Raw genomic sequence first — 19,484 nt, 5'->3', positions numbered from 1 at the left:
CGGCGAGTCGATCTCACTCCCATACGACGCGAGCACGCAGAGGCCGACTATGAAGACGCGCCCGAGCATCACGACCACCAGCGGCGGACACCGGAGGAAACCCCTTTCCCTCGCGGTTTCGTTCGTCCGCGACCACATTGAGAACCCCCGTCCCCGCGGCCGGACCTCCTTCCCCCAGGACCCGACCCCCTTCACCGCTCCGATCCCCGTGGGAACGTCGCGGTGAGCCGGCAGCGCACGGGCCGGAGCGCCGCTGAACCGGCCCGGTCACTGCCGTCCAAGTTCTCCGTCGGCGACTGGGTGGAGGGCTGGACCCGTCCCACGGACGGCACCCGCGAACAGAGCGAACTCCACCAAGGGGAAGTCGTACAGATCGGGAGCGGCTGGGCAGGCGTCGACGCCGATGCCGCCTATCTCTGGGTACGCCTCCCCGACGGCACGGAGCGGCGCCTTTGCATGAAGCGAACCACCCACACACCGCGGCGGACCTCATGAGGGCCCCCGAGTTACCCCGTCGCGGGGTCGGCCGCCATCGGGGCTCGGAAGAAATCCTTCCCGGCGCGCTCATGGTCGCCGCGAACGCGGTGGGCCTGGCGCTCATCGCCTGGTCCTCCGTGCTCACGATGACCGCCGACGCCACCCCGAGGGCCGAACCCGCCCCGATCGCCGGTGCGGACGTCCCCGATCCCGACCCACTCCGCTGAAGCCCCGACGCCCGGGAAGGGCGGCCCGGACCGCCACGCACTTTCCCACCGCCCCGGCGAAGCCCCCAGAAGGGAAAATCCACGTGTCCCAGTACTCCCCGCTTGTCCCGCTCGATCCGGAGCGCACCGTCGTGGCCACGCTGGGGCCGGAGGGGACGGACGCCCACGCTGAGGCGACGCGGTGCTTCGAGAACGTGACTCTGTCTCCTTCGTTCAACGCCGCCATGGAAGTCGCGTACGAGCGCGGCATCCATGCCCTCGTCGCGGCCGGCTTCGTCGAACGGGCCGGAGCGTCGGGGACGGTGACGGACTGCTGGGTCGACGTGCATTTCCGCAACCTCGGCCGCATGGAACTGGTGCACGTCTGGCAGAGCCCGACCAAGGAAATGTGCCTGGCGACCAACGGCCGCGCCCTCGACGTTCGCGCCATCCGGTCCATCGCACTGCACCCGGCGACACAGGTGTTCGCCGACCGGCTCGCCCCCCACGCCGCCCGCGAGTACGTCGACGCGAAGCCGATCGCGGTCCGGATGGCGGCGGACGGACGAGTCGACGGCTGCATCGGGTCCGTGGACGTCGCCCGACAGGCCGGCCTGGACATCCGCGAGACCTTCGCGCCAACGATGGTCTGGTGCCTCTACCGACGCGCCCCCCGGTCACGGACCAACCACCACGAACCGACACAGAACCTACCAAGTCGCTGCTAGGCTGCGCGCCTGTCAGATTCGGCGCCGCGACAACTCGCGTGCGCCGCAACGAACTTGGGAGTGCGCATGAAGGTCCTGATCACCGGTGGCGCCGGTTTCATCGGCAGCACCATCGCGTCGGCCTGCCTGGACGAGGGCATCGAGCCGATCATCATCGACAACCTCGCCACCGGCCGCCCGGAATTCGTGACCGGCCGGAACTTCTACCAGGGCGACATCGGTGACGGAGACCTCATCGACCAGGTATTCGCCGACCACCCCGACATCGAAGCCACGATCGGATGCGCCGCTCTGATCGTGGTTCCCGAATCCGTCGCCGAACCGCTGCGGTACTACACCGTGAACGTGTCCAAGGGCCTCGACCTGATCGGGCACCTCCTGCGCAACGGGTGCGAGCGATTCGTCTTCAGCTCCTCTGCCGCGATCTACGCCGCCGGCCAGGGAATCACCGAAGCCGCGCCGCTGGAACCGATGAGCCCCTACGCCAACACGAAGGCCGTCTTCGAAAAGGCCCTGGAAGACATCACCGGCGGAACCGGTCTCCGCGCGATCTCTCTGCGCTACTTCAACCCGATCGGAGCCGATCCCAAGCTGCGCAGCGGCCTTCAGGTCCGCAAGCCCAGCCACGCCTTGGGCGTCATGATCGACAAGTACCACGCGGACGAGCCGTTCCCGATCACCGGAGTCGACTGGCAGACACGGGACGGCTCCGGCATCCGGGACTACGTCCACGTCTGGGACCTCGCCCGCGCGCACATCGCCGCGGTACGCCGCTTCGACCAGGTCGCGCCCGCCGGCCCGGACTCCTATCGCGTCATCAACCTGGGCAGCGGCACCGGCACGACCGTTTTCGAGCTGGTCAAGGCCTTCGAGAACGTGACCGGCCGACCGTTGGCGACCACGGTCGTCGGAGCACGCCCGGGTGACAACGCGGGCGCCTACCCCGACATCACACTCGCGGCCGAACTCCTGGACTGGAAGCCGGCCCTGTCCCTCGAACAAGGCATCTCCGATGCCCTCGCCTGGTTCGCCCACCGAGACAACGTCCTAGACGGAGGTCACGTATGAACAATCCCCTCTTAGGGGCCGCCCGCCCGGCGACGAACATCCTCGTCGCCGGGTACGGCGTCATCACCGCCGGCATCATCCCGCACCTGGTGAAACTGCCCGACACGGCTGTGACCATCACCAGCCGGCACCTGATCCGCGCCCCCGCCGGCACCCGCCTCCTGGCCCCGGACGGCATCGAGGACCTGCGCCCGGACATCGTTCTGGGCTGCTTCGCGGACGACGGCCCGAGCCGCGCGTTCTGGGAACACGAACGCGTCACGGCGGCCGTCACCGAGCACCGCCCCGTCTGCATCGAGCTGTCCACGATCAGTCCCGCCTGGGCCGAAGCCTGGCACTCCCACATCGACGCCCACGGCGGCATCCCGGTGGAATGCCCCGTTACCGGATCCAGGCCCGGCGCCATCGCCGGCACCCTCTCCGGCTTTCTCCACACACCGCGCCAGGATCCTCGAACCGCGCGCACGCTCGGCGCCTTCACCCACCACCGCTACGCCTTCAGCCGACCGGGGAATCCCGCCCGATTCAAGCTGATCTACAACGCGTGGGGGGCCGCCATCCTCCACACCCTCAGCTTCGCCCGGCAACTCCCGCTCCACCTCGGAGACGACTACGCCACCGCCGCGCGGATCGTCACGACCGACGGATGGATGGCCACCATCGCCGCCTCCAAGCTCTCACGCGTCGAGGCCGGCGACTACGACGATCCCGACTTCGCGCTCCGCCACATGCTCAAAGACCTCCACCACGCCAGAGACCTCCTGGGTGACAACTCCCTGATCACAACGGCGATCGAGGCATACGACCAGGCCGCGCACACACACGGCCCCTACGCCGACTTCACCGCCGTCGCCCAAACCGGGGGCACCCGATGAAGCCCAGCGAACTCCCCGACCTCCACGCCCACCTGCGTGACGCGCTGTCGACCACGTCCGGGATGTCGATCGCACTGTCGGGTTCACTCGCGCGCGGCGACTACCGGACCAACCCCGAGGGCGCCATCACCTCCGACCTCGACCTGATCCCCGTCGTGCGCCGCGCCACCGACGTCGCCTCGGCCCGCACGCAACTCGAACCCATCCTGCGCGAAACCGCCGACCGCTTCCAGATCGTCGCCACCGCCGCGGTGACCCTGCTGACCGCGTTCCTCGACGCACCCCACGCCCGGTACGTGACCAGCATGCCCGCTGACCCCTGGATCACAGACCCCCTCGACGTCGCGACACACACCCCCGCCACTTCCCGGCCCCCAGCATCGCGGAGCGTCTGCCCTGGCTGATGCAGCCCGTGACGTACTACCTGGCCAAAGCCACGCACGACGACCCGGCGACGAACATCGGCAAGGCCCGCGCCGCCCTCGCCCCACTCCTGGAAGGCCTCACACCCTCGATCCCCCACGCCCTCGACGACCTGCACCGGACCCTGCGCACCTTGACCGCCGAACAGCGCCTCACCCCCCTTCGCTCCTCAGGCGCGTACTTCGCGGGCCCCACCAGCCCAAACGTGCACCGCATCGTCCGTGACCTGGTCTTCGTCGAGAACCAGGGACTCCTGTTCGTCGAATCAGCCATGGCCGTCACCCCCGCCCTCCCCAACTGAGCAAGGAGACACACATGGCACGCACGAACGTCGAGCTCCTGCCGCCGCACCCCCTGCGCCCCGGATACGACCGGGACGTGGATCCCGGATCCATCACGGACCAATTTCAGAAGCGGCTGGAACCCGCCAACTTCAACGCCGCCCACTTCACCGAACTGGCCCACCGCATCGAAACCGAACTGGCACAACAACACCCGTCCAGTCAGGAACTGCGCTACCAGCTCGCGTTCGTCCTCCTCCAGAACAACGCGGACCTGACATCCGTCAAGCGGGCCGAAACCCTGCTCGCCGACACCACCCTGCCCGGCGGCCGCCGGCTCCTGGAACTGATCTCCGGCATCAAGACCCGAGCCACCCGCCCCGCCGACGACCGGGTCGTCCGCCGCGTGAACTGGTCCATCAACAACCGGTGCCCGATGTCCTGCCAGGGTTGCTACAACCCATTCGTCCAAGGACAGATCACCGAATCACAGGCCAAGACCATCATCGACAAACTCGCCGACCACGGAACCACAGACCTCGTCATCGCCGGCGGGGACCCCCTGCTCTGGCCCCCCATCTTCGACGTGATCGACCACGCCACCACCGCCGGGCTCCGCATCGCACTCGACACCACCGGCTACACCCTCGACGCCCCAAAACTCGACCGACTCGCATCACTGGCATCCCTGCGCCTCCCCATGGACGGCACCACCGCGCAGGTACAACGAGCCTTCCGCCGCAGCGCCGACCGTGACCTCCCGGCACGGTTTCGGGAGTCCCTGCACCTGTGCGACGACGCGGGCTTTCACCGCGTCCGCGTCCACACGGTGGCCTCCAAGGCCAACATCACCGACCTCGGCGCGATTGCCGACACCGTGTTGTCGCACGCGTGCGTGCGTCAATGGGTCGTCTTCCAATGGTGGGGTCGCCGAGCTCCCCAAGCCCTGACCCGCTCCCTGTTCATCGACGCCGACGCGATCCGCGAGGCGCTCGACCGGGTACGGCTACGGCATCCGGACAAAGAGATCATCTTCGCCGAGACCACGGAACGAGAGTTCCTGAACTGGATGATCCAGAGCAACGGCGCGGTCGTCACCTTCGGATCGGGCCCGCAGGAGGAATTCATCATCGGCAACCTTCTGACTGACACCGTCGCCGACATCACCCGACACCCCATCCTGGACTTCGAAGCGATGCAGCGCGGAGTACCGGTGACACCCGGACACTGACGGACGATCTCGCCGAAGGTCTGACCCCATGCGAGCGCCGACGTGCCCGCGGGGTCAGACCTTCGGCGACGTGGTGAAGGCGTATCGGACGGGGGCTTTGCCGTCGTTCTTCCAATCGAGCTTCACCACCACGGTGGTCACGGCCTGACCGGCGCCGTGGCCGGTCGTGAACGTAGGGGTGGTCACCGACCCGTCGCGGGCCCGGTCGAGCCGCTCGCGCAGGTCGGTCCACCGCGTCACACCGGCCCCGCGGCCGGGCCGCTTCCCGGTCACGCTCACGCCGGTGCCAGGGGCGTTGAAGATGCCGCCCGGGGTGAAGACGCTCGCGGGCAGGTCCCAGGACACCTTGGCCCAGTGGGCGACCCGGCCGCCGGAGCGCTTCGCGCAGGCCTTCACGGTGAACTTCCAGTTGTCGGGCCAGGGACCGCTGTAGGTGGGGGTGTCGATGCTCTTCGAACTTGTCCTGCACGCCTCGGCGGCCTGCGCCGGTGCTGACATCCCCAGCGCGGCGACCGCGGTCACCGTTACCGCGGCCGTAACCGCGTACCTCGCCCTGGACCTGGTCTCGCGCATCGAATCGGCCTCCCGTGATCGTCTGCCGTGACAACGACGGGCGACCGGAAGGGTCATTCACACGACATGCGCCGGGGATGCGGAGCCGGCCGCAGGTCGAGCCGGTCCGTCGAATCCGGCGCGCGGCGCGGTGACGGGCGGGCTGGTTGATTCAGGGTGTGCGGGGCGGGCGGGCGACCGGTTCGCCTTCGCGCCGGTTGGGGCAGGACCTTTCGTGCACGATGACCCCGCCCCCGGGGCCGCCGATCGCCAAAGCCTCGGCTCCACAATGGCGGCAGGTGGGGGACCGGTTCTCGCTTGTGCCGGGCGGTGTCGCGGGCGCTGTCATGACGTGGGCCTTGGGGGGCAGGCCCATACCTCGGTGTCGATGCTGTGCACTCCTTGTCGGCCGGAGACCTTGCCGCGCGAGACGGCCCCGGTGGTGAGCTTCTTCCCGCAGGCGACGCAGGCTCGGCCCATGGCGACATTCCAGGGCAGCCCTTGGGCAGGGGGCAGGGGAGTGTCCGCGCATTGCAGCGTCGTCGTGGTCACGGGTCACCCTCCCACGGGCGTCGGGTTGTGCCGTACGCGGCAGTCCGCGCACGTGTAGATCGGCTGGTCCGGGCCTGAGCTCGTCATGCCCCAACAGGCCACCAGTTCGGTCGTGGTCGGCCCGTCGTGCCACTGGCACCACCCTCCCTCGGGGCGGGGTGGCCACTGTCCCTCGACGGCCTGGGGGCCCTGTGGGCTCTCCGATGTCGGCTTCACCGCGGAATCGTTCCCGCCCGCTCGCGAAGTGACGCGCACGCCCGGCGCGGTATCCCCGGCGACCGTTCGTGTTCTCGCCGTTGTGGATCCGTCCTGACCTGCCGTGCCGTCACCATGGGGCCAGCTTCCGGCGACCACCCGCGCCGCGCGATACCCGAACGGTAATCTCACCGTGGGATGGATCCCATCCCGTTCGCGGATGACAGGCAGACCTCTCTGTGACAAGCGGCCTCTTACCGATCACCCTCGCGGACCGGGCTTGGGAACATCCCGAGGTTCGCGAGGCGCTGCGCGCCCGCGACATCGGCGCCGTGTTCCGCCACGTCCAGCGCTACAGCGGGGCCAGCCAGTCCCGGCTCGCCACCGCGGTCGGCATGACGCAGGCCCGCGTGAACGAGATCATCAACGGCCGCCGCGCGGTCTCCCGCCTGGACGTCTACGAGCGGATCGCCGACGGCCTGACCATGCCCGACGACACCCGACACCTTCTTGGCCTGGCCGCCGGACGTGAACAACGCACCGGAAACGCCGCGTTCGACCTGGCGGCCTTCCCGGAGGTCGCACGCGTCTACTCCGCGCAGGCCTCCGCCCGCGAGGAGATCCAACAGCGGACCCGTACGGCGAAGGAACTCGACATCCTCGCCGTGCGCGGCCTCGGCCTGATCGGCCTCAACGACTCCATGCTGCGTTCCCATCTCGCCCGCCTCGACGGCCGGCTGCGGGTGCGGGTGCTGCTGTTGGATCCGGAGGGCCCGGCGCTGGTGCGGCGGGCGGCTGAGATCGGCGAGTCGGTCGAGTCGCTGGCCTCCGGCGTTCGCCTGGCCGAAGCCCGCCTTCGGGAACTTTCGACGGTCTGCGACATCGAGGTCTACCGGTACGCGATGCTGCCGACCTGGCGCGTGATCCGAACGGACGACTGCATGTTCGTCGGCGCTTTTGACGCCGGCTGGGAAGGGCACGAGTCGGCGACGTACAAGGTGATGGAAACACCGCACGGACCCCTGTACCGGGGTTTTCGGCGGATGGTCGAGGCGATGGTGGCCGACGCGGTGCGCACGGTCTGAGAACGCGGGAAGTGGTGACGGGCACGTGATCGAGGCGGAGTTGAAAGCGCGCGTCGAGGAGCCGGAAGCGGTCCTTCGGCGTCTGGAGGAGCGGGCGACGGGCCAAGCGGAGGTGTACGTGGACACCTACTTCGACACCCCCACCCGCGCCTTGGACGAGCGAGGCGAGGAACTGCGGGTGCGGACTGTGAACGGCGCGGACGAGACCCGCAGCGTGTTGACGTTCAAGGGGGCCGTGGTCGATGAGGAGTCCGGTTCGAAGCCGGAGCACGAAACCCGGGTCGAAGACGTGGACGCGGTGCACGCGATGCTGCGCGGGCTGGGCTACGTCCCGCTGATCGCCTTCGAGAAACACTGTCGGAACTACGGCTTCGACGCCCGGGGCCGCAGGATGCTCGCCACCCTCGTGCGGGTTCCGGAGATCGAGGGCACGTTCCTGGAGCTGGAGACCCTCGTGGGCGAGGACGACGTGGCCGCGGCCCTGGACGACGTCCGCGCGGTCCTGGACGAACTCGGCATCACACCCGAGGACCTGACCCGAGAGCTCTACACCGACGCCGTCCGCACCGCACAACGCACAACCTGACCGTCCGGGGCGTGCTCGTCCGGGCGTCGGGGCGGTCCGCGAGAGCCGGCCGGCGTTGCCGCGCGGGGTGCGGTGGCCGTGCCCATGGGCCGGGGCGGTGGTGGCCGGGCCCGCCTGGTTACTAGGCCAAGGGGCGGGGCCGGCCTGAACCCCGCAGAAAGGGGACACGGCCAAGCTACCGCTGGCGCACACCGTTCCGCAGGGGGTCCGCCAAAAGAGAGTTCAGCCGGCCGCCCCAGAGACACGCTGGGGCGGCTTCGGGTCCCTGCTGTGCCGATGGGGCTCGGCCGGTGTGTCTGTTCCGTGCCCGACCGGGTGGGGTGATCGTTAGGCTGGGCGCCCGGATTATGACGGTGGGGGTGCGGTGGATTACAACCCGTATGCGGTGAAGCCGGTGGAGAGGCGGACCGCGCCTGTCTGGACGGTGCTTGACGATCATCTGCTCCACAGCGTCCGCGTGGTGCACGACCTGATGCGGGGCCGGCTCTCCGAGCGGGCCCCGGTACCGACGATGGCGCCTCTCGTGCCCGGGGAACTGTCCCTCGCTGTCGGCCCGGCCTCGCGCCATACCTGGCGCGCGTTGGGCAACGGAAGCTACCGACATGACAACACGGTCGCCTTCGGATCCCCGGCCTTCGTCCTCCTCAACGTGGCCGCCTCGGCCCTGGGCAACGCCAACCGCAAGAGCCAGGCACGGGCCGACGCTCAACTTCGCTGGGTCATGGATGGTCAGGGCATGCTGACCGTCACCAACCGGCGCGCCTTCCTCGGACAGGCGCGCGGCTACCTGGACCTGAACTGGTCGGGCCTGACCTCCGTGGACCTGGCGGGCCCGGACGTGTTCCAGTGCTCGTTCCACGACACCCACACCGGCGGTTACAGAACCGTGCAGCTCCACACCCCATGGGCGTCACTGATGTTCGCGTTGGCCGCGCACTCCACCTTCCCGGCGCACCCGCGGTTGACCTCCGGCGGGTGGCTTCCCCCGGACTTCGAGGCACGGTGCGCTGCGGTCGGCGCGCACTGCCCCACCGTGCGGTGACGCGACCGAGCGCAGCGCACGGGTTTACCAGTCGAGTTCGAGGCGTAGCTGTAACAGGCGGGCGAGGGCGAATTCGACCTGGGCCAGATCGGTCTTGTTCAGGTGATCGACGGCTTCCCCGATCACGTATCGGGTGTCGATGGTGCGGACCTGGTCGGTGAGGGCGAGGGTGTCGCGGCCGGCGATGTGCAGGCGGGGCCGGAAGACGGCATCCTGCGCGCTGGTGGAGGTGGGGACGATGACCACGGTCGACCACGACTCGGGGTTCTGGCTGAGGACGATGCCGTACCGCTTGCCACGCTGCTCATGACCGCGCTTCGCGTCGCCGAGATCGACGCGGTGGACGGACCCCCGGATCACCGCTTGTCCGCCCGGCGGGCGGCGATGGCGCGCAGATGGGCCATTCGCCAGGATACGGCGCCTGTCGGGCTGGGGCGGGTTGGAGCCTTTGCGTCGGCCCACGCTTGCATCAGGCTGGAAGCGGTCAGAAGCCGTGTGTCGGCGGCGATCTGCGCGGCAGCGTGGGGATGGCTCCCTAGGCGTTTGGCCTTCATCAGAAGTGCCTGATCGCCCGTATTCAGTACAGCGTCGGCCTGGGCGAAGAAGGATGCGCCCCGTTCCGTGTCCAGAAAGTCGACATCGGATGTGGCCAGGGAGAACGACATTCTCCCGACGGGATGGAGCACTGGCGTGTCGGTCGGGGACAGCGGCGACACCGGCGGGTGAGGCTCGTGGGTGTGACGGTCGCTCGGGTCTCCGTCTTCGTCGTAGCCCCAGTCGTCGGGGTCCTCGGAGAGGTTCTCGCCGCTGGCGGCGATGCGTTCCATGTCCTGGCGGGCCTGGTCGTCCCACTTCTGTCGGTCGAGCGCGCGCAGGGCTCGGCGCAGGACGTCGGAAGTGGACTCCTCGGGCCGTTTGTGGGCCTGGATGATCTCGTTGTCGGCCGGTGTGGGCCGGAATCCCACGCTCATGATTCGAGCGTACAACGATTGTCCAACACGGGGGGATCATGCCGCAGGCCTCGACCCTGGGCCGCTCACCGCTCGGCCGGCGGGTACTGCCATGCGGTGCCGGTACCCGGTGGAAGGGTGATGAGGCGGCCGTCGACGACGCGCTTCTCGACGGAGGGCTCACAGCCTGCGGCGACGGCGGCCCGGTGAAGCCCGACGCGGGCCGCAGGGGTGTGGGGGTGCTCCCGCCAGTAGGGGTGATCGCCGATCCGGATGGAGAGACGGAACAGCCGCTCGTCGAGCTCGGCCCGCTCGGGGTCCGGGAGCGGCGTGGCGCTGAGCGCGTTATAGGTGCGGATGCTCTCCTGTTTCAGGTGGATCAGGTCGTCAGGGAAGAGCCAGGTTTCGGCCATGTCCTGATTACAACACGAAATCGAACAGGCGTATGATTGCGGTATGGCCATCGACTACCCCCCTCGTCTTGTCGCGCTGCAAGCGCAGCTACACCGCGTCCGTTCCCAGCACGCGGAGCTCTGCGCGACACTGCCGTGGTCGGCGGACCCGCTGGAGGGCTGGCAGGCGCGGGAGGGTGTCTACTCCCACCGCGGCGACGTCGAGGCCAGTCCCGGCTACACGTCGGAGCAGCGCGCACGGAAGGCTGCCTTCGAGCGTCGACTGAGCCGGCTGGCCGGCCTGGTGCTGACCGATCCGTACTGGACGACGCTGGAGCGCGGGGACGTGGTCGAGGCGCGGATGGGTCTCAAGCGCGCCCACCTGGTCCAAGGGGCGTAGTCGTGGACCTGGCGGGTACGCCCAGGTGGCTCCCGCCGGACTTGGAGCGCCTGCGGACGGTGGAGACGCTCCTGTCGGTCCTCCTCGATGAGACTCGTGCCCGGATCGTCGCGGTGGAGGCTGAGGAGCGGGTGCGCGCGGACGCGGCCCGGTATCGGCCGCCGGTGGTGGAGTGGGTCATCGAGTACGGGATCGACGCGGCCGGCCGCTCGGTCCTCGTCCACACCGGTGACTGCCCGCTGGTCTCCGGTCGCTCCCGCCCGGCCACGCGCGCGCAGGCGGTCGAGGCGCTGCGGGACCCGATCGCGCGCGCCTGCGAGATCTGCCGGGTGGACTCGGCCCTGGGGCTTCTCGACGCCTGAGTACACCCCGGCACCCGCGCCCGGGCGACGGGGTGTTCGGCGGTCGGCGGGGGTGTCCCTGCTCATGTGCAGTCGGTGAGCCCGGTCAGGTCCGGTTCGCACAGCTTGCAGGTGCGGTATCGCTTGCCGCCTCGGCTGCCGGTGTGCTCGCCGATCCATGAGGCGGCCTCGTGCCGCGGCCGGGCGGCCATCTGTTCACGGACGTTGTCCAGGCTCACCACACCGGCGCGGGCAGGGTCGATCAGTTCGAGGACGGCGGGCAGTTCGACGCTGACGCCCCAACCGTCGGTCCAGCGGCGTTCGGGCGGGAAGTCCATTCCCCAGGTCGTGCGGATGTCGGCGACCTGGTCGCCGGTGCCGAGCGGGACCGTCATCAGCTCCATGTTGGGCAAAGCTCGGGGGTTTCATTGAATCGCGCCGCGAATCAGCCGGCAAGTGTGCCGCATCTGTGCTTTAATTGACGTGTTGGTGCGGGGGAGGGCAAACCCCCAATCCGCTCGATCGGGCTGTGTCCGGTCGGCCCCCTTCATGTCGAGGAGTCTTCGGGTTATGCGGTGGTTTGAGGATGTTCGGCCGGATGATCGTGTGGTGGTTCGTCTGCCGCGTGGGTCGGTGTCGGCGACGGTGGCCTACGTGGTCGAGGATCGTGTGGGGCGTCTGGCGGGGGTGGGCGTGGCGCTGGACCGGGGTGGTCCGGTGCGGGAGGTGGCGCGGGATGTGGTGTGGCCGCTCGACCCGCAGGTGGACGGGTGGGACACCTCCAAGCCTCGTCTGTGGCGGCATGAGGGGGGTTGGTTGTTCTGGCGGGGCGGCCGCCGGTATCTGTTGTCCCGGTCGCCGGGGTGTGAGCGTGAAGCCTGGGATTGTGTCGGGTTGTTCGAGGGGGCGGCGGCGGAGCGTCAGGTGACGTGGCGGTGCCGGTCGCGGGCGGCGGCGATCACGCAGGCGTTCCACAAGATCGCGACGCGCGCGGTGGTCCGTTTTCACTGGGACGGGTACCACCCGTCGATGCACGGGAGCGGGGTGGCGCCGGCGTGTCTGACGATGCGGGGGTTCGAGGCGTGGCGGGTCTCGCTGTCGACGTGGGAACTCTCCCTGGACGGCGTCTTGGTGGGGTCGGTCGACTCCGTGGACGGTGGCGGTTGGCGGTCGTGGATGCATGATTGCGTGCGCCGGCTCGACGACGGTGAGGACTATGAGTTGAGCCGGGTGCCGCGCACCCGGGAGGAAGCGTTGATGACGATCGTCGAGGAGTTCCCGTTCGCCGACGACGAGTGATCGGCGTGTGACGTGGCGAGGCCCCCATCATCCGGGCGGATGGTGGGGGCCTCGTCGTGTCTGCGGGTGGCTTCCGATGTGGCGGCGGGTTCGGCCTGGCCCCTGCGATCGTGGGTCGTGCGGGCGTTGGGGGCCCGGGCCGGGTGCGGGCGTCGTGGGGGGGCTGAGCGGTTCTTGCCCGGGGAGTCGGATCGTGTCCCGTGGGGGTGTCAGATACTGCGGCGGCCGTACTCCTCGGCGCCGCTTCGGTGGTCCTCAGTGGCGGGGCTGATGCGGCCGTCGGTGAGGATCCATCCGTAGCGCCGGCGGCGGGAGTCGGTGGCGTAGGTCCAGCCGATGAGGGTGTCGCTCTGGTCGGTGAAGGGCTTGAAGCCGATGGCGCCCGGGTGGCGGCTGCCGGCCTGGTGGCGGGCGGCTTGCTCGTCGAGGATCTCGCTCACGGTGGCTCCTGGGCTGGTGCGCGGGCCGGGATCGGCTCGCGGCGCGTTGTGTGTCGTTCGCTGGTGGTTTCGTGCTGCCGCGGGGGTGGGGTCAGTGGTCGGGGGTGGTGAGGGGCCAGTCGGTCGGGGGGATGGGGCGAGGCCGGTGGTGTCGCGGTGGGCTTCGTCGGTTCCGCAGGTGGTGCAGATGGGTTGGGTGCGGTGGGTGTGCAGGCGGGAGTGGGCGGGGCGTTCGCCGATGGGTTGGGCGCAGCGGGGGCAGGGGCCGGCGTGGTGGTCCGTCACTTCTGCTCCTGGTCGCGGGCGGCGAGGAGGATTTTCCGCCAGACGGCGGCGGACGTCCCGGGGTGCTGTTCGTTGAGGCGTCGGGTGTGCTGGATGGCGCTTTCGTCGGGGTGCTTGGCGATGATCTTGCGGGCGGCGGTGAGGCGGGGGTCGTTGGAGTAGGAGGTGCCGTCTCGGGTTCCGGCGGGGCGGCCGGCGCCGGCGCCGCGCAGGGTTTCGGTGGGGGCCGGGTGTCGGCGTAGGCCTGGGCGGCGTCGCGGTCCCACAGGGGGCCCCAGCGTTCGGCCGCGTTGGCCCACTCGGCGGGTGGGGGAATCCGGGCGGCGGTACGTCGGCGGCCCTGCTGATCCATCCGTGGTCTTTGAGTCCCAGGATGCGGGCGAACTCGGATCCGCCGATCAGGTTCTGGCGCCGGCGGTCCCATGCCTCGAATTCGTCGGCGTCCCATACGAGGGTCTTGCCTCGGCGCTGGGCGGGCGGGTGGTTGTTGTTGGCGCGGTTGGCCCACAGGCGTTGCAGGGCACGGACGTTGTAGCCGTGGGCGGCCGCGAGTTCCTCGCGGGTGAGCAGTCGGGGTTCGGTGTTCTCGGTCATGGCGGGGTTCTCCTGGCGGTGCCGGGGCGGGGGCGGGGCGTGGCGGGTCAGGGGTGGGGTTCCAGGTGCGGGTGTCGGTGGTGGTGACGCGGGTGGCGAGGGCGATGTCGTCGAGGGGGACGGCGGCGGCCCAGTCGTGGTGTTCGGGGTGGTCGGCGAGGTGCCACAGGGTGTAGGTGCCGGGGGGTTCGGTGTCGGCTACCAGGTAGGGGGTGCGGGGGTCGGCGCCGAGCCGGTTGTCGGGGTGGAGGTGTACGTGGTCGTAGGGCTGTGGAGTGTTGTCGGTGCGGGGGTTTACCATGGGTGGTGTCCTTTCTGCGTGCCGTGAGGCTCCGCAGTGTGAAGGGGACGTTGCCCGGCGGCCTTTTGCCCATTGCGCCGCCGGGCGCTTGATTTCGGTCGCGGCCCTGGGGTTCCCCGGGGCCGCGACCTTTTCGTTTGTGGAACGGGCGCGGGCCGGCTTCGGGCACGGCCGCGGCGGGCTGTCAGCGCCTGCGGGTCCGGCCGGTGTCGGTGCGCCGGCGGGCCTGGGCGGCGGTGTGGTCCGCGGGCCCCGGGCGGCGAGCTCCGCGGCCGGAGACGTCGCGGGGGCCGTGTCGGGGGTCATGGTGCATGGCTGGGCTCCTCGCGGGTGTGAAGGGGCTTCGAGCGCTGCCGCGCCCGGGTGCCGGTCGGGGTTTAACCCTCCCCTCGCAACGACGTTTATTAAAGCACTGATGCGGCATTGTTGCTAGCGGTTCGGGGGTTGTCGCGGGTGCGGGTGCTCGTGTCGGCGGTGCGGGTGGGGTCCGGTTCGGTGGTTGGGGGCGTGTCGTGGCCTGTGGGGGTGGCGTGGAGCGGGGCGAGATCCATGTGGCGGGGCGTGGGTGTGGGTGTGGTGGGGGAAGCGGGTGGAGATCGGTGGTCGGGGGGCGCGGCGGGGCTGGCGAACGCGGCCGGGGCCAGGGAGCTCGCGGGGCCATAGTTCCAACTGCTGGTGGTGGGCGCGGTGGAGCGCGGCGATCCGCTCCGCGACGGCCGTTGCCTCGGCGTCGACCTGGTCGGCCGGCTGCTCCGTGGCCCTGCCGGAGCTGGTGGTCGTGCGTCGGGTGTCGGTGGTGCGAATCGTGGTGGGTCGGGGGCCGGTACGTCGGGGCAGTGTCCGCCCTCGTTGTCCCACTGCTCGGTCGCCGCGTGCTGCGCGGCGGTCTTGCGCGCGGTGGTTTGCCTGTTCGGCGAGGGTGACGGGCCGCCGGTAGGTGCGCATCGCGGAGGGGTCGAGTGGGGGCAGACGGCGGGCGGCGGCTTTCTTGTCGTCGCGGCGTTTGTATCGTTTGGCGACGCGGGCGTAGCGGGCTTCGTAGGCGGCTCGGTCGCTGTTGTGGAGGCCGGCGGGGTGCAGCCGCGCGTATTCCAGCGCGACGGCGCCCATGGGGGTGGGGGTGAGTACGCGGGTTCCGTCGGTCTGTCGTTCGGCGGTGAGGAATCGTGCGGCGTACAGGGCTTCGGTTCGGTCGCGGCTGATCTTGCGGCCGCCGCTCCACTGCCCGGGTCGGGGTGCTCTCCAGGCTTGCCGATCCCGCCAGTACAGGCGCCCGTCGGTGGCGGCTTCCAGGACTCGGACGTGTCCGGCCGTCCAGCCGAGTTCGGGCACGTAGGCCTGGGCGAACCAGCGGTTGTTTCTCGGCGTGCCGGCGGTTGTCGTGGTCCATGCCGGTCGCGGCGCGGGCCTCGGCCTCTTCCTGGGCTTCGGCGCGGCGGCGCTCGTTCTCGCGTTCGGCGAGTTCCCGCGCGGTCAACGGCCGTTCGAGTTCGGTGCGCAGTGCGGCCGCGGTCACCTCGACGCCGGCGGCGGCTTGCGCGCGCGGATCGCCGCGTCGACGGCGCCGCCGGCGTAGCCGATGACGACGTGGTCGGCGACGTCGCCGTTTTCCCCATTCGGCTGTCCAGTTGGCGAACTTTCTTGCTTGGCAGGCTTCTTTGTGGGCGGCGTGCATGATCTGGTCGAGGTGGGTGGGTGTTGCCGGATCGGCTCCGGCAGACGGCGTTCATCGCCTCGTCGGCGGCGGCTTCGGCGAGCGCGGCGGCCGTGCGGGCGACGCGAACGCCTGTACGTGGCCGCGGCTGGGGGTCCTCGGCGACGGGACGTTCTTCGGTGTGGATCATGCCCTTTCCTGCGGGTGAGGTCGGTGCGGGTGGGCCTGCCTGCGAGGCCTGGGCGGGCCGGTCCGGCGGGGTCGGGCTTTCTGCGCCCCCCGCCGGACCGGCCGGCTTGCCTGCGGGTGGGTCAGCTTCCGGGCGCGGTCGAGGATTTCCCGGAGCGTGATGTTCGTCTTGAACGGCTGGCCCATGGCGGTTTCGGGCGTCGGCGTACTCGGTGAAGAGTTTCGGGGTTGAGCTGGGCGGAGCGGATGAGGTCGTCGGTGTGGGCGAGGGGGCAGGCGCGGGCAGCTGAGGCGGCGCAGTGCCCTGGTCGTAGGCCCTGGTGGTGGGGAATCGCGTTGTCGCGGTGGATTTTCCAGACCTGCTCGGTGGTGAGCTGGTGAATCGGAAGCCATGTGGTGACGGTGCGCAGGGTGCCCTTGCCGGTCATCCGGTGTTGCTCGATGGTGGCTTCTTCGCGCGGCGCGGCGGACTCCTCGGCGCGCAATGCCCATGGCGTAGCCGGCGCGGGGCGGGCGTCCGAGCTGGAGTTCGGCGCCGACCTCGTCGACGTAGCCGCGTCCGACGGCCGTCTTCAGGTCGGAGGTGCAGTACCTGGCGAAGTGCCCGGGCCAGCGGCCGTGGGACCGGATCCGGTCCCAGAGGGGAGTTCCATCGGGTGCTGCGTCGGACGGCGAAGGGAACGCCGTAGAGCTGGGCGTGCGCGCGGGCGACTTCGAGGGCGCCGGGCCATTCGACCAGGTGGCCTCGGGTGGTGCGTCCGAGGTCGGCAGTGGAGCACCCGGATCTTGTGGAGTTGGCCGACGGCGTCGGCTTGCGTGCACACCTCGTGGACGGTGGCGCCGCTGTCTTTGCCGCCGCTGTCGCCGATGATCACGATGTCGTGGGCGTCCCAGTCGGAACTCGGCGGCTTCGTTGCCGGTCGTTCGGCGGTACGGGGTGTTCGAGTTGCGTGGCGGCGCATGTGATGGCGCAGGGCGGAAGGTTGCGCATGGGCTGTCTCCTGGTCCCTGAGGTAGGGAAAGGTTCCGGGCGGGTTGGCGGGCGCCGGTTTCCCTGGCCCGGTTCGGATGGGGGAGGGGCGTTTCCGGGTCGGGGGTAGACCGGTCTGGCTTCGGCGGGTTCGCGGGCGGGTGCCCGGCGGCGGGGTGTGGGGGGCTCGGCCGGAGTGTGGGCGCGCACGGTGGGGTGGCGACGGGTGGGTGACGGCTGCCGGGTGGTGGCGGGGTGTTCGGTGCGCGGCGGGGGTTGGAACCGCGGTCTGCCGTCGCGCTTCGGCGTTCGCGGGCCCGCCACGACCGGAGGGGGCGCCACCCGCCGGCGGCGGGCGGGTGGTGCCGGGGGAAGGTTCTCGGGGGCGGGGGTCAGATGGGGAGGGCTTCGCGGATGAACTGGGCGGTGGCGGTGCGCCGGTGGTCTCGGGCGCGGCGGCGGGCGTCGTCGCGGGTGTCGGGCGTGGACGTTCAGGGCGCCACATCGGCAGAGTGCCGCGCTGGTGCCGCTGTAGAGGAGACCGTTACGGCGGCCGGGCCTGTTCAGGCCGGCGCTGGCGTGTCCTGTCTCGCTGGGGCGTGTCCAACCTTGGGGGGTGGTGGTGTGGGTGCTGTGGTCTTGGGCGTGCATTGCGATGAGCGCGGGCAGGGTGAGGCGGGCGCGGCCTTGGTCGTCGGTGATGAAATCCGCGTTCGTGCAGGCGGGCGCTGGCTGCCGGGGGGAATGCGGTGGAATCCGGTGGTGACGACCTGGCGGTCGGACTCCGTCTCGAACTTGGCGCGCTGGCCGGCTGTCTGGATGAGTTCGAGGTCTCGGCGGGTGGCTTCGGTGAGTCCTCGGACGGGCGTCTGCGGGGTGAGGATGAGGGAGCGTGGTTCGGTGAGGATGCGGTTCTCGTCGCGGGGGTCGAAGCGCCGGTAGGTCCAGTTGACGGCGACGCTTCCGTCGGGCGCTGGCTTCGACGTCGTAGCCGCGGCGCACCGCTCGCCGAAGCAGAGTGATCGCGTGGGACTCGGTGGCGGTTGCCTCGCGTACGAATTCCTGGGTGAGATTGAGTCGGAACATGTGATCTCCAAGGTGGGGTGGTGGGGCGCTGCCGTGCGGGTGGGGCCGGCGCAAGGGGGTGCTGCGCACTGGTTCCAGGGGGTGATGTGGGGCGGCGCCTGGCGGGCGGTGCGGGGGCGGCCTTCGCTGAGGGGGGCGGAAGCTGCGAGGGGTCCGTCGCGTTTACTCCGCGATGGGCCGGCCGTGCCTAGGGCGTGCGGCATCGGGGCCGGTGCGCGCCTTCGGTGGGTGACGGCGACTCGGCCGGCCGGGCGGTGCCTGCGGACTGTTTATGCGGTGATTTCCTCGTGGGTCACGCAGTCGCCCCATTTGGCCAGTACGTCAGCCGGGGACCGTGTCCGCACACGCGGCGCCTTGTGCGGCTTGATTGATTGCTCGGTGCCGGGGTCCAGATCGGGGCCGGCCTTTCGGCCGCGACCCTGATGATCTCGCGGACTTCGGACTCAAGGTGGCGCCGTTCTTCCACGCGGGCGATCATCAGGGCCTGTGCCTCGATGCGGCTTCGGATCGGGCGGCGGTCCGGGTGCCGGACCTGCTCGGCCTTGCGCCACTGCTTCGGGTTCTTGCCGAGATCGGCCGGGGGCATGTGCTCGCGGGTGATGTACCACTCGCCCTTGTGCTGTGCCACCCAGAAGCGTCGACCGCGCCATGAGGGCGTGACCTCCCACCGGTACAAGGCCCCGGCGCCGGCCCTCGGCCCAACACAGCACCACCCGCGCGGAGTCATCAGGGTTTCCGGTCGGGGGGGTCGTTCGGTTGTTCATGGTCGCTCCTCCTCGGGTGGGCGTGGGTGAAGTGGCAGGTTTTCGTGGCGGCGACGGCCCCGTGCCCGGCCCAAGGGGTGTTGCGCACTGGGGCAAGCGGCAGTGGTGTGGGCGGCGTCCGCCGGGCTGGTGTGGGGGCGGCCCTGGGCGGCGGGAGTAGTGACCGCGGCGGGTCGTCGCGCTTCTCCGCTGCGGGCCGGCCGTGCCTTGGGTCGGGAGGGAGGATCGGCGGTCCCGGGCGGGGCGCGGGGTGGGCCGCGGCCCCGGTGCGGGCTCACCGCCTGTTGGGTGACTCGGGCCTGTCGCGCGGCTTTCTTGTAGTCGGCGAGGGTCACGATTCCGGCGAGGGTGCGGTTCCCCATTTCGGCGGTGGATCGGTCGGCATCGAATGACCAGCGTGTAACGCGTGCCACCGTGTGACCACATGACGGAGAGGACTGCGTTCGCCTGTCCGCCGTGGTGGTTGTCGTGGGCTCGGCCGGTGCACTCCACCTCCCAAATGCCGACCAAGGTGTCGT

The 19,484-nt window shown here is 70.2% G+C and carries 25 protein-coding genes and 1 pseudogene; 15 read left to right on the top strand and 11 right to left on the bottom strand.

Annotated features, from left to right (window positions below):
• Window positions 1-222 precede the first annotated feature (222 nt).
• The 8 genes from ACQEVM_RS37545 (at window position 223) to ACQEVM_RS37510 (ending at window position 5,289) form a co-directional block, all read left to right on the top strand.
• A complete protein-coding gene (locus tag ACQEVM_RS37545) occupies window positions 223-495 on the top strand; it encodes a hypothetical protein (protein WP_433087060.1) in 273 nt (90 codons plus the stop codon).
• A gap of 71 nt (window positions 496-566) precedes the next feature.
• A complete protein-coding gene (locus tag ACQEVM_RS37540) occupies window positions 567-704 on the top strand; it encodes a hypothetical protein (protein WP_433087058.1) in 138 nt (45 codons plus the stop codon).
• Window positions 705-787: 83 nt separating this feature from the next.
• Window positions 788-1,411 (top strand): hypothetical protein, encoded by a 624-nt coding sequence (locus ACQEVM_RS37535; protein WP_433087056.1) that lies wholly within the window; start codon window positions 788-790, stop codon window positions 1,409-1,411.
• Between the two features lie 66 nt (window positions 1,412-1,477).
• On the top strand, window positions 1,478-2,479 hold the full coding sequence (galE, locus tag ACQEVM_RS37530) for a UDP-glucose 4-epimerase GalE (RefSeq protein WP_433087054.1): 1,002 nt from the start codon (window positions 1,478-1,480) through the stop codon (window positions 2,477-2,479).
• The gene (locus ACQEVM_RS37525) at window positions 2,476-3,354 is read left to right on the top strand and encodes an NAD(P)-binding domain-containing protein (protein WP_433087053.1); all 879 of its coding nucleotides are present in this window, start codon (window positions 2,476-2,478) and stop codon (window positions 3,352-3,354) included. The genes galE and ACQEVM_RS37525 overlap by 4 nt, the downstream gene beginning before the upstream one ends.
• Window positions 3,351-3,758, top strand: a complete 408-nt coding sequence (locus ACQEVM_RS37520; RefSeq protein WP_433087051.1) for a hypothetical protein — start codon at window positions 3,351-3,353, stop codon at window positions 3,756-3,758. Before ACQEVM_RS37525 ends, ACQEVM_RS37520 begins: the two co-directional genes overlap by 4 nt.
• Window positions 3,758-4,078, top strand: coding sequence for a hypothetical protein (locus ACQEVM_RS37515; protein ID WP_433087049.1), 321 nt, complete (start codon window positions 3,758-3,760; stop codon window positions 4,076-4,078). The genes ACQEVM_RS37520 and ACQEVM_RS37515 overlap by 1 nt, the downstream gene beginning before the upstream one ends.
• Before the next feature lie 14 nt (window positions 4,079-4,092).
• Window positions 4,093-5,289: a radical SAM protein gene (locus ACQEVM_RS37510; protein WP_433087047.1), complete on the top strand. Its 1,197-nt coding sequence runs from the start codon at window positions 4,093-4,095 to the stop codon at window positions 5,287-5,289.
• Between the two features lie 54 nt (window positions 5,290-5,343).
• Here the strand turns inward: ACQEVM_RS37510 and ACQEVM_RS37505 are convergent, their stop codons facing one another.
• The gene (locus ACQEVM_RS37505) at window positions 5,344-5,787 is read right to left on the bottom strand and encodes a hypothetical protein (RefSeq protein WP_433087045.1); all 444 of its coding nucleotides are present in this window, start codon (window positions 5,785-5,787) and stop codon (window positions 5,344-5,346) included.
• A 1,040-nt stretch (window positions 5,788-6,827) separates the two neighbouring features.
• Here ACQEVM_RS37505 and ACQEVM_RS37500 point away from each other — a divergent pair.
• The 3 genes from ACQEVM_RS37500 to ACQEVM_RS37490 all read left to right on the top strand — a co-directional run bounded on the left by ACQEVM_RS37500 (window position 6,828) and on the right by ACQEVM_RS37490 (window position 9,301).
• A complete protein-coding gene (locus ACQEVM_RS37500) occupies window positions 6,828-7,673 on the top strand; it encodes a helix-turn-helix domain-containing protein (RefSeq protein WP_433087043.1) in 846 nt (281 codons plus the stop codon).
• Window positions 7,674-7,698: 25 nt separating this feature from the next.
• Window positions 7,699-8,259, top strand: coding sequence for a class IV adenylate cyclase (gene cyaB / locus ACQEVM_RS37495; protein WP_433087041.1), 561 nt, complete (start codon window positions 7,699-7,701; stop codon window positions 8,257-8,259).
• Window positions 8,260-8,683: 424 nt separating this feature from the next.
• The gene (locus tag ACQEVM_RS37490; RefSeq protein WP_433087039.1) at window positions 8,684-9,301 is read left to right on the top strand and encodes a hypothetical protein; all 618 of its coding nucleotides are present in this window, start codon (window positions 8,684-8,686) and stop codon (window positions 9,299-9,301) included.
• A 24-nt stretch (window positions 9,302-9,325) separates the two neighbouring features.
• On the opposite strand, the gene ACQEVM_RS37485 is transcribed toward ACQEVM_RS37490, so the two are convergent.
• The 3 genes from ACQEVM_RS37485 to ACQEVM_RS37475 all read right to left on the bottom strand — a co-directional run bounded on the left by ACQEVM_RS37485 (window position 9,326) and on the right by ACQEVM_RS37475 (window position 10,664).
• A complete protein-coding gene (locus ACQEVM_RS37485) occupies window positions 9,326-9,661 on the bottom strand; it encodes a type II toxin-antitoxin system PemK/MazF family toxin (protein ID WP_433086996.1) in 336 nt (111 codons plus the stop codon).
• Window positions 9,658-10,272 (bottom strand): hypothetical protein, encoded by a 615-nt coding sequence (locus ACQEVM_RS37480; protein ID WP_433087037.1) that lies wholly within the window; start codon window positions 10,270-10,272, stop codon window positions 9,658-9,660. Before ACQEVM_RS37480 ends, ACQEVM_RS37485 begins: the two co-directional genes overlap by 4 nt.
• Before the next feature lie 65 nt (window positions 10,273-10,337).
• Window positions 10,338-10,664: a hypothetical protein gene (locus ACQEVM_RS37475; RefSeq protein WP_433087035.1), complete on the bottom strand. Its 327-nt coding sequence runs from the start codon at window positions 10,662-10,664 to the stop codon at window positions 10,338-10,340.
• 43 nt (window positions 10,665-10,707) lie between these two features.
• Here ACQEVM_RS37475 and ACQEVM_RS37470 point away from each other — a divergent pair, with 43 nt between their 5' ends.
• Both ACQEVM_RS37470 and ACQEVM_RS37465 read left to right on the top strand, forming a co-directional pair.
• The gene (locus tag ACQEVM_RS37470; protein ID WP_433087033.1) at window positions 10,708-11,043 is read left to right on the top strand and encodes a hypothetical protein; all 336 of its coding nucleotides are present in this window, start codon (window positions 10,708-10,710) and stop codon (window positions 11,041-11,043) included.
• 2 nt (window positions 11,044-11,045) lie between these two features.
• Entirely contained in the window at window positions 11,046-11,405 is a 360-nt protein-coding gene (locus tag ACQEVM_RS37465) for a DUF6233 domain-containing protein (protein ID WP_433087031.1), read from the top strand.
• 62 nt (window positions 11,406-11,467) lie between these two features.
• Here ACQEVM_RS37465 and ACQEVM_RS37460 read toward each other — a convergent pair whose 3' ends face one another.
• Window positions 11,468-11,788, bottom strand: coding sequence for a hypothetical protein (locus tag ACQEVM_RS37460; protein ID WP_433087029.1), 321 nt, complete (start codon window positions 11,786-11,788; stop codon window positions 11,468-11,470).
• Window positions 11,789-11,993: 205 nt separating this feature from the next.
• On the opposite strand from ACQEVM_RS37460, the gene ACQEVM_RS37455 reads away from it, so the two are divergent.
• Entirely contained in the window at window positions 11,994-12,683 is a 690-nt protein-coding gene (locus ACQEVM_RS37455; protein ID WP_433087027.1) for a hypothetical protein, read from the top strand.
• 209 nt (window positions 12,684-12,892) lie between these two features.
• Here ACQEVM_RS37455 and ACQEVM_RS37450 read toward each other — a convergent pair whose 3' ends face one another.
• The 4 genes and pseudogenes from ACQEVM_RS37450 to ACQEVM_RS37435 all read right to left on the bottom strand — a co-directional run bounded on the left by ACQEVM_RS37450 (window position 12,893) and on the right by ACQEVM_RS37435 (window position 14,616).
• Window positions 12,893-13,123, bottom strand: a complete 231-nt coding sequence (locus ACQEVM_RS37450) for a hypothetical protein (protein ID WP_433087025.1) — start codon at window positions 13,121-13,123, stop codon at window positions 12,893-12,895.
• A gap of 281 nt (window positions 13,124-13,404) precedes the next feature.
• Window positions 13,405-13,674, bottom strand: coding sequence for a hypothetical protein (locus ACQEVM_RS37445; RefSeq protein ID WP_433087175.1), 270 nt, complete (start codon window positions 13,672-13,674; stop codon window positions 13,405-13,407).
• A gap of 383 nt (window positions 13,675-14,057) precedes the next feature.
• A pseudogene (locus tag ACQEVM_RS37440) lies at window positions 14,058-14,303 on the bottom strand (DUF6211 family protein); the annotation flags it as partial.
• A gap of 184 nt (window positions 14,304-14,487) precedes the next feature.
• On the bottom strand, window positions 14,488-14,616 hold the full coding sequence (locus ACQEVM_RS37435; protein WP_433087009.1) for a hypothetical protein: 129 nt from the start codon (window positions 14,614-14,616) through the stop codon (window positions 14,488-14,490).
• A gap of 1,053 nt (window positions 14,617-15,669) precedes the next feature.
• Here ACQEVM_RS37435 and ACQEVM_RS37430 point away from each other — a divergent pair.
• Window positions 15,670-15,879, top strand: a complete 210-nt coding sequence (locus ACQEVM_RS37430) for a hypothetical protein (RefSeq protein ID WP_433087023.1) — start codon at window positions 15,670-15,672, stop codon at window positions 15,877-15,879.
• A 389-nt stretch (window positions 15,880-16,268) separates the two neighbouring features.
• On the opposite strand, the gene ACQEVM_RS37425 is transcribed toward ACQEVM_RS37430, so the two are convergent.
• Both ACQEVM_RS37425 and ACQEVM_RS37420 read right to left on the bottom strand, forming a co-directional pair.
• Entirely contained in the window at window positions 16,269-16,631 is a 363-nt protein-coding gene (locus tag ACQEVM_RS37425) for a hypothetical protein (protein WP_433087021.1), read from the bottom strand.
• A 1,863-nt stretch (window positions 16,632-18,494) separates the two neighbouring features.
• The gene (locus ACQEVM_RS37420) at window positions 18,495-18,830 is read right to left on the bottom strand and encodes a hypothetical protein (protein WP_433087019.1); all 336 of its coding nucleotides are present in this window, start codon (window positions 18,828-18,830) and stop codon (window positions 18,495-18,497) included.
• Between the last annotated feature and the right edge of the window lie 654 nt (window positions 18,831-19,484).

The sequence above is a fragment of the Streptomyces sp. CA-243310 genome (assembly GCF_050936775.1).
Classification (GTDB): Bacteria; Actinomycetota; Actinomycetes; order Streptomycetales; family Streptomycetaceae; genus Streptomyces.
This window is presented reverse-complemented; position numbering and strand designations above follow the sequence as displayed.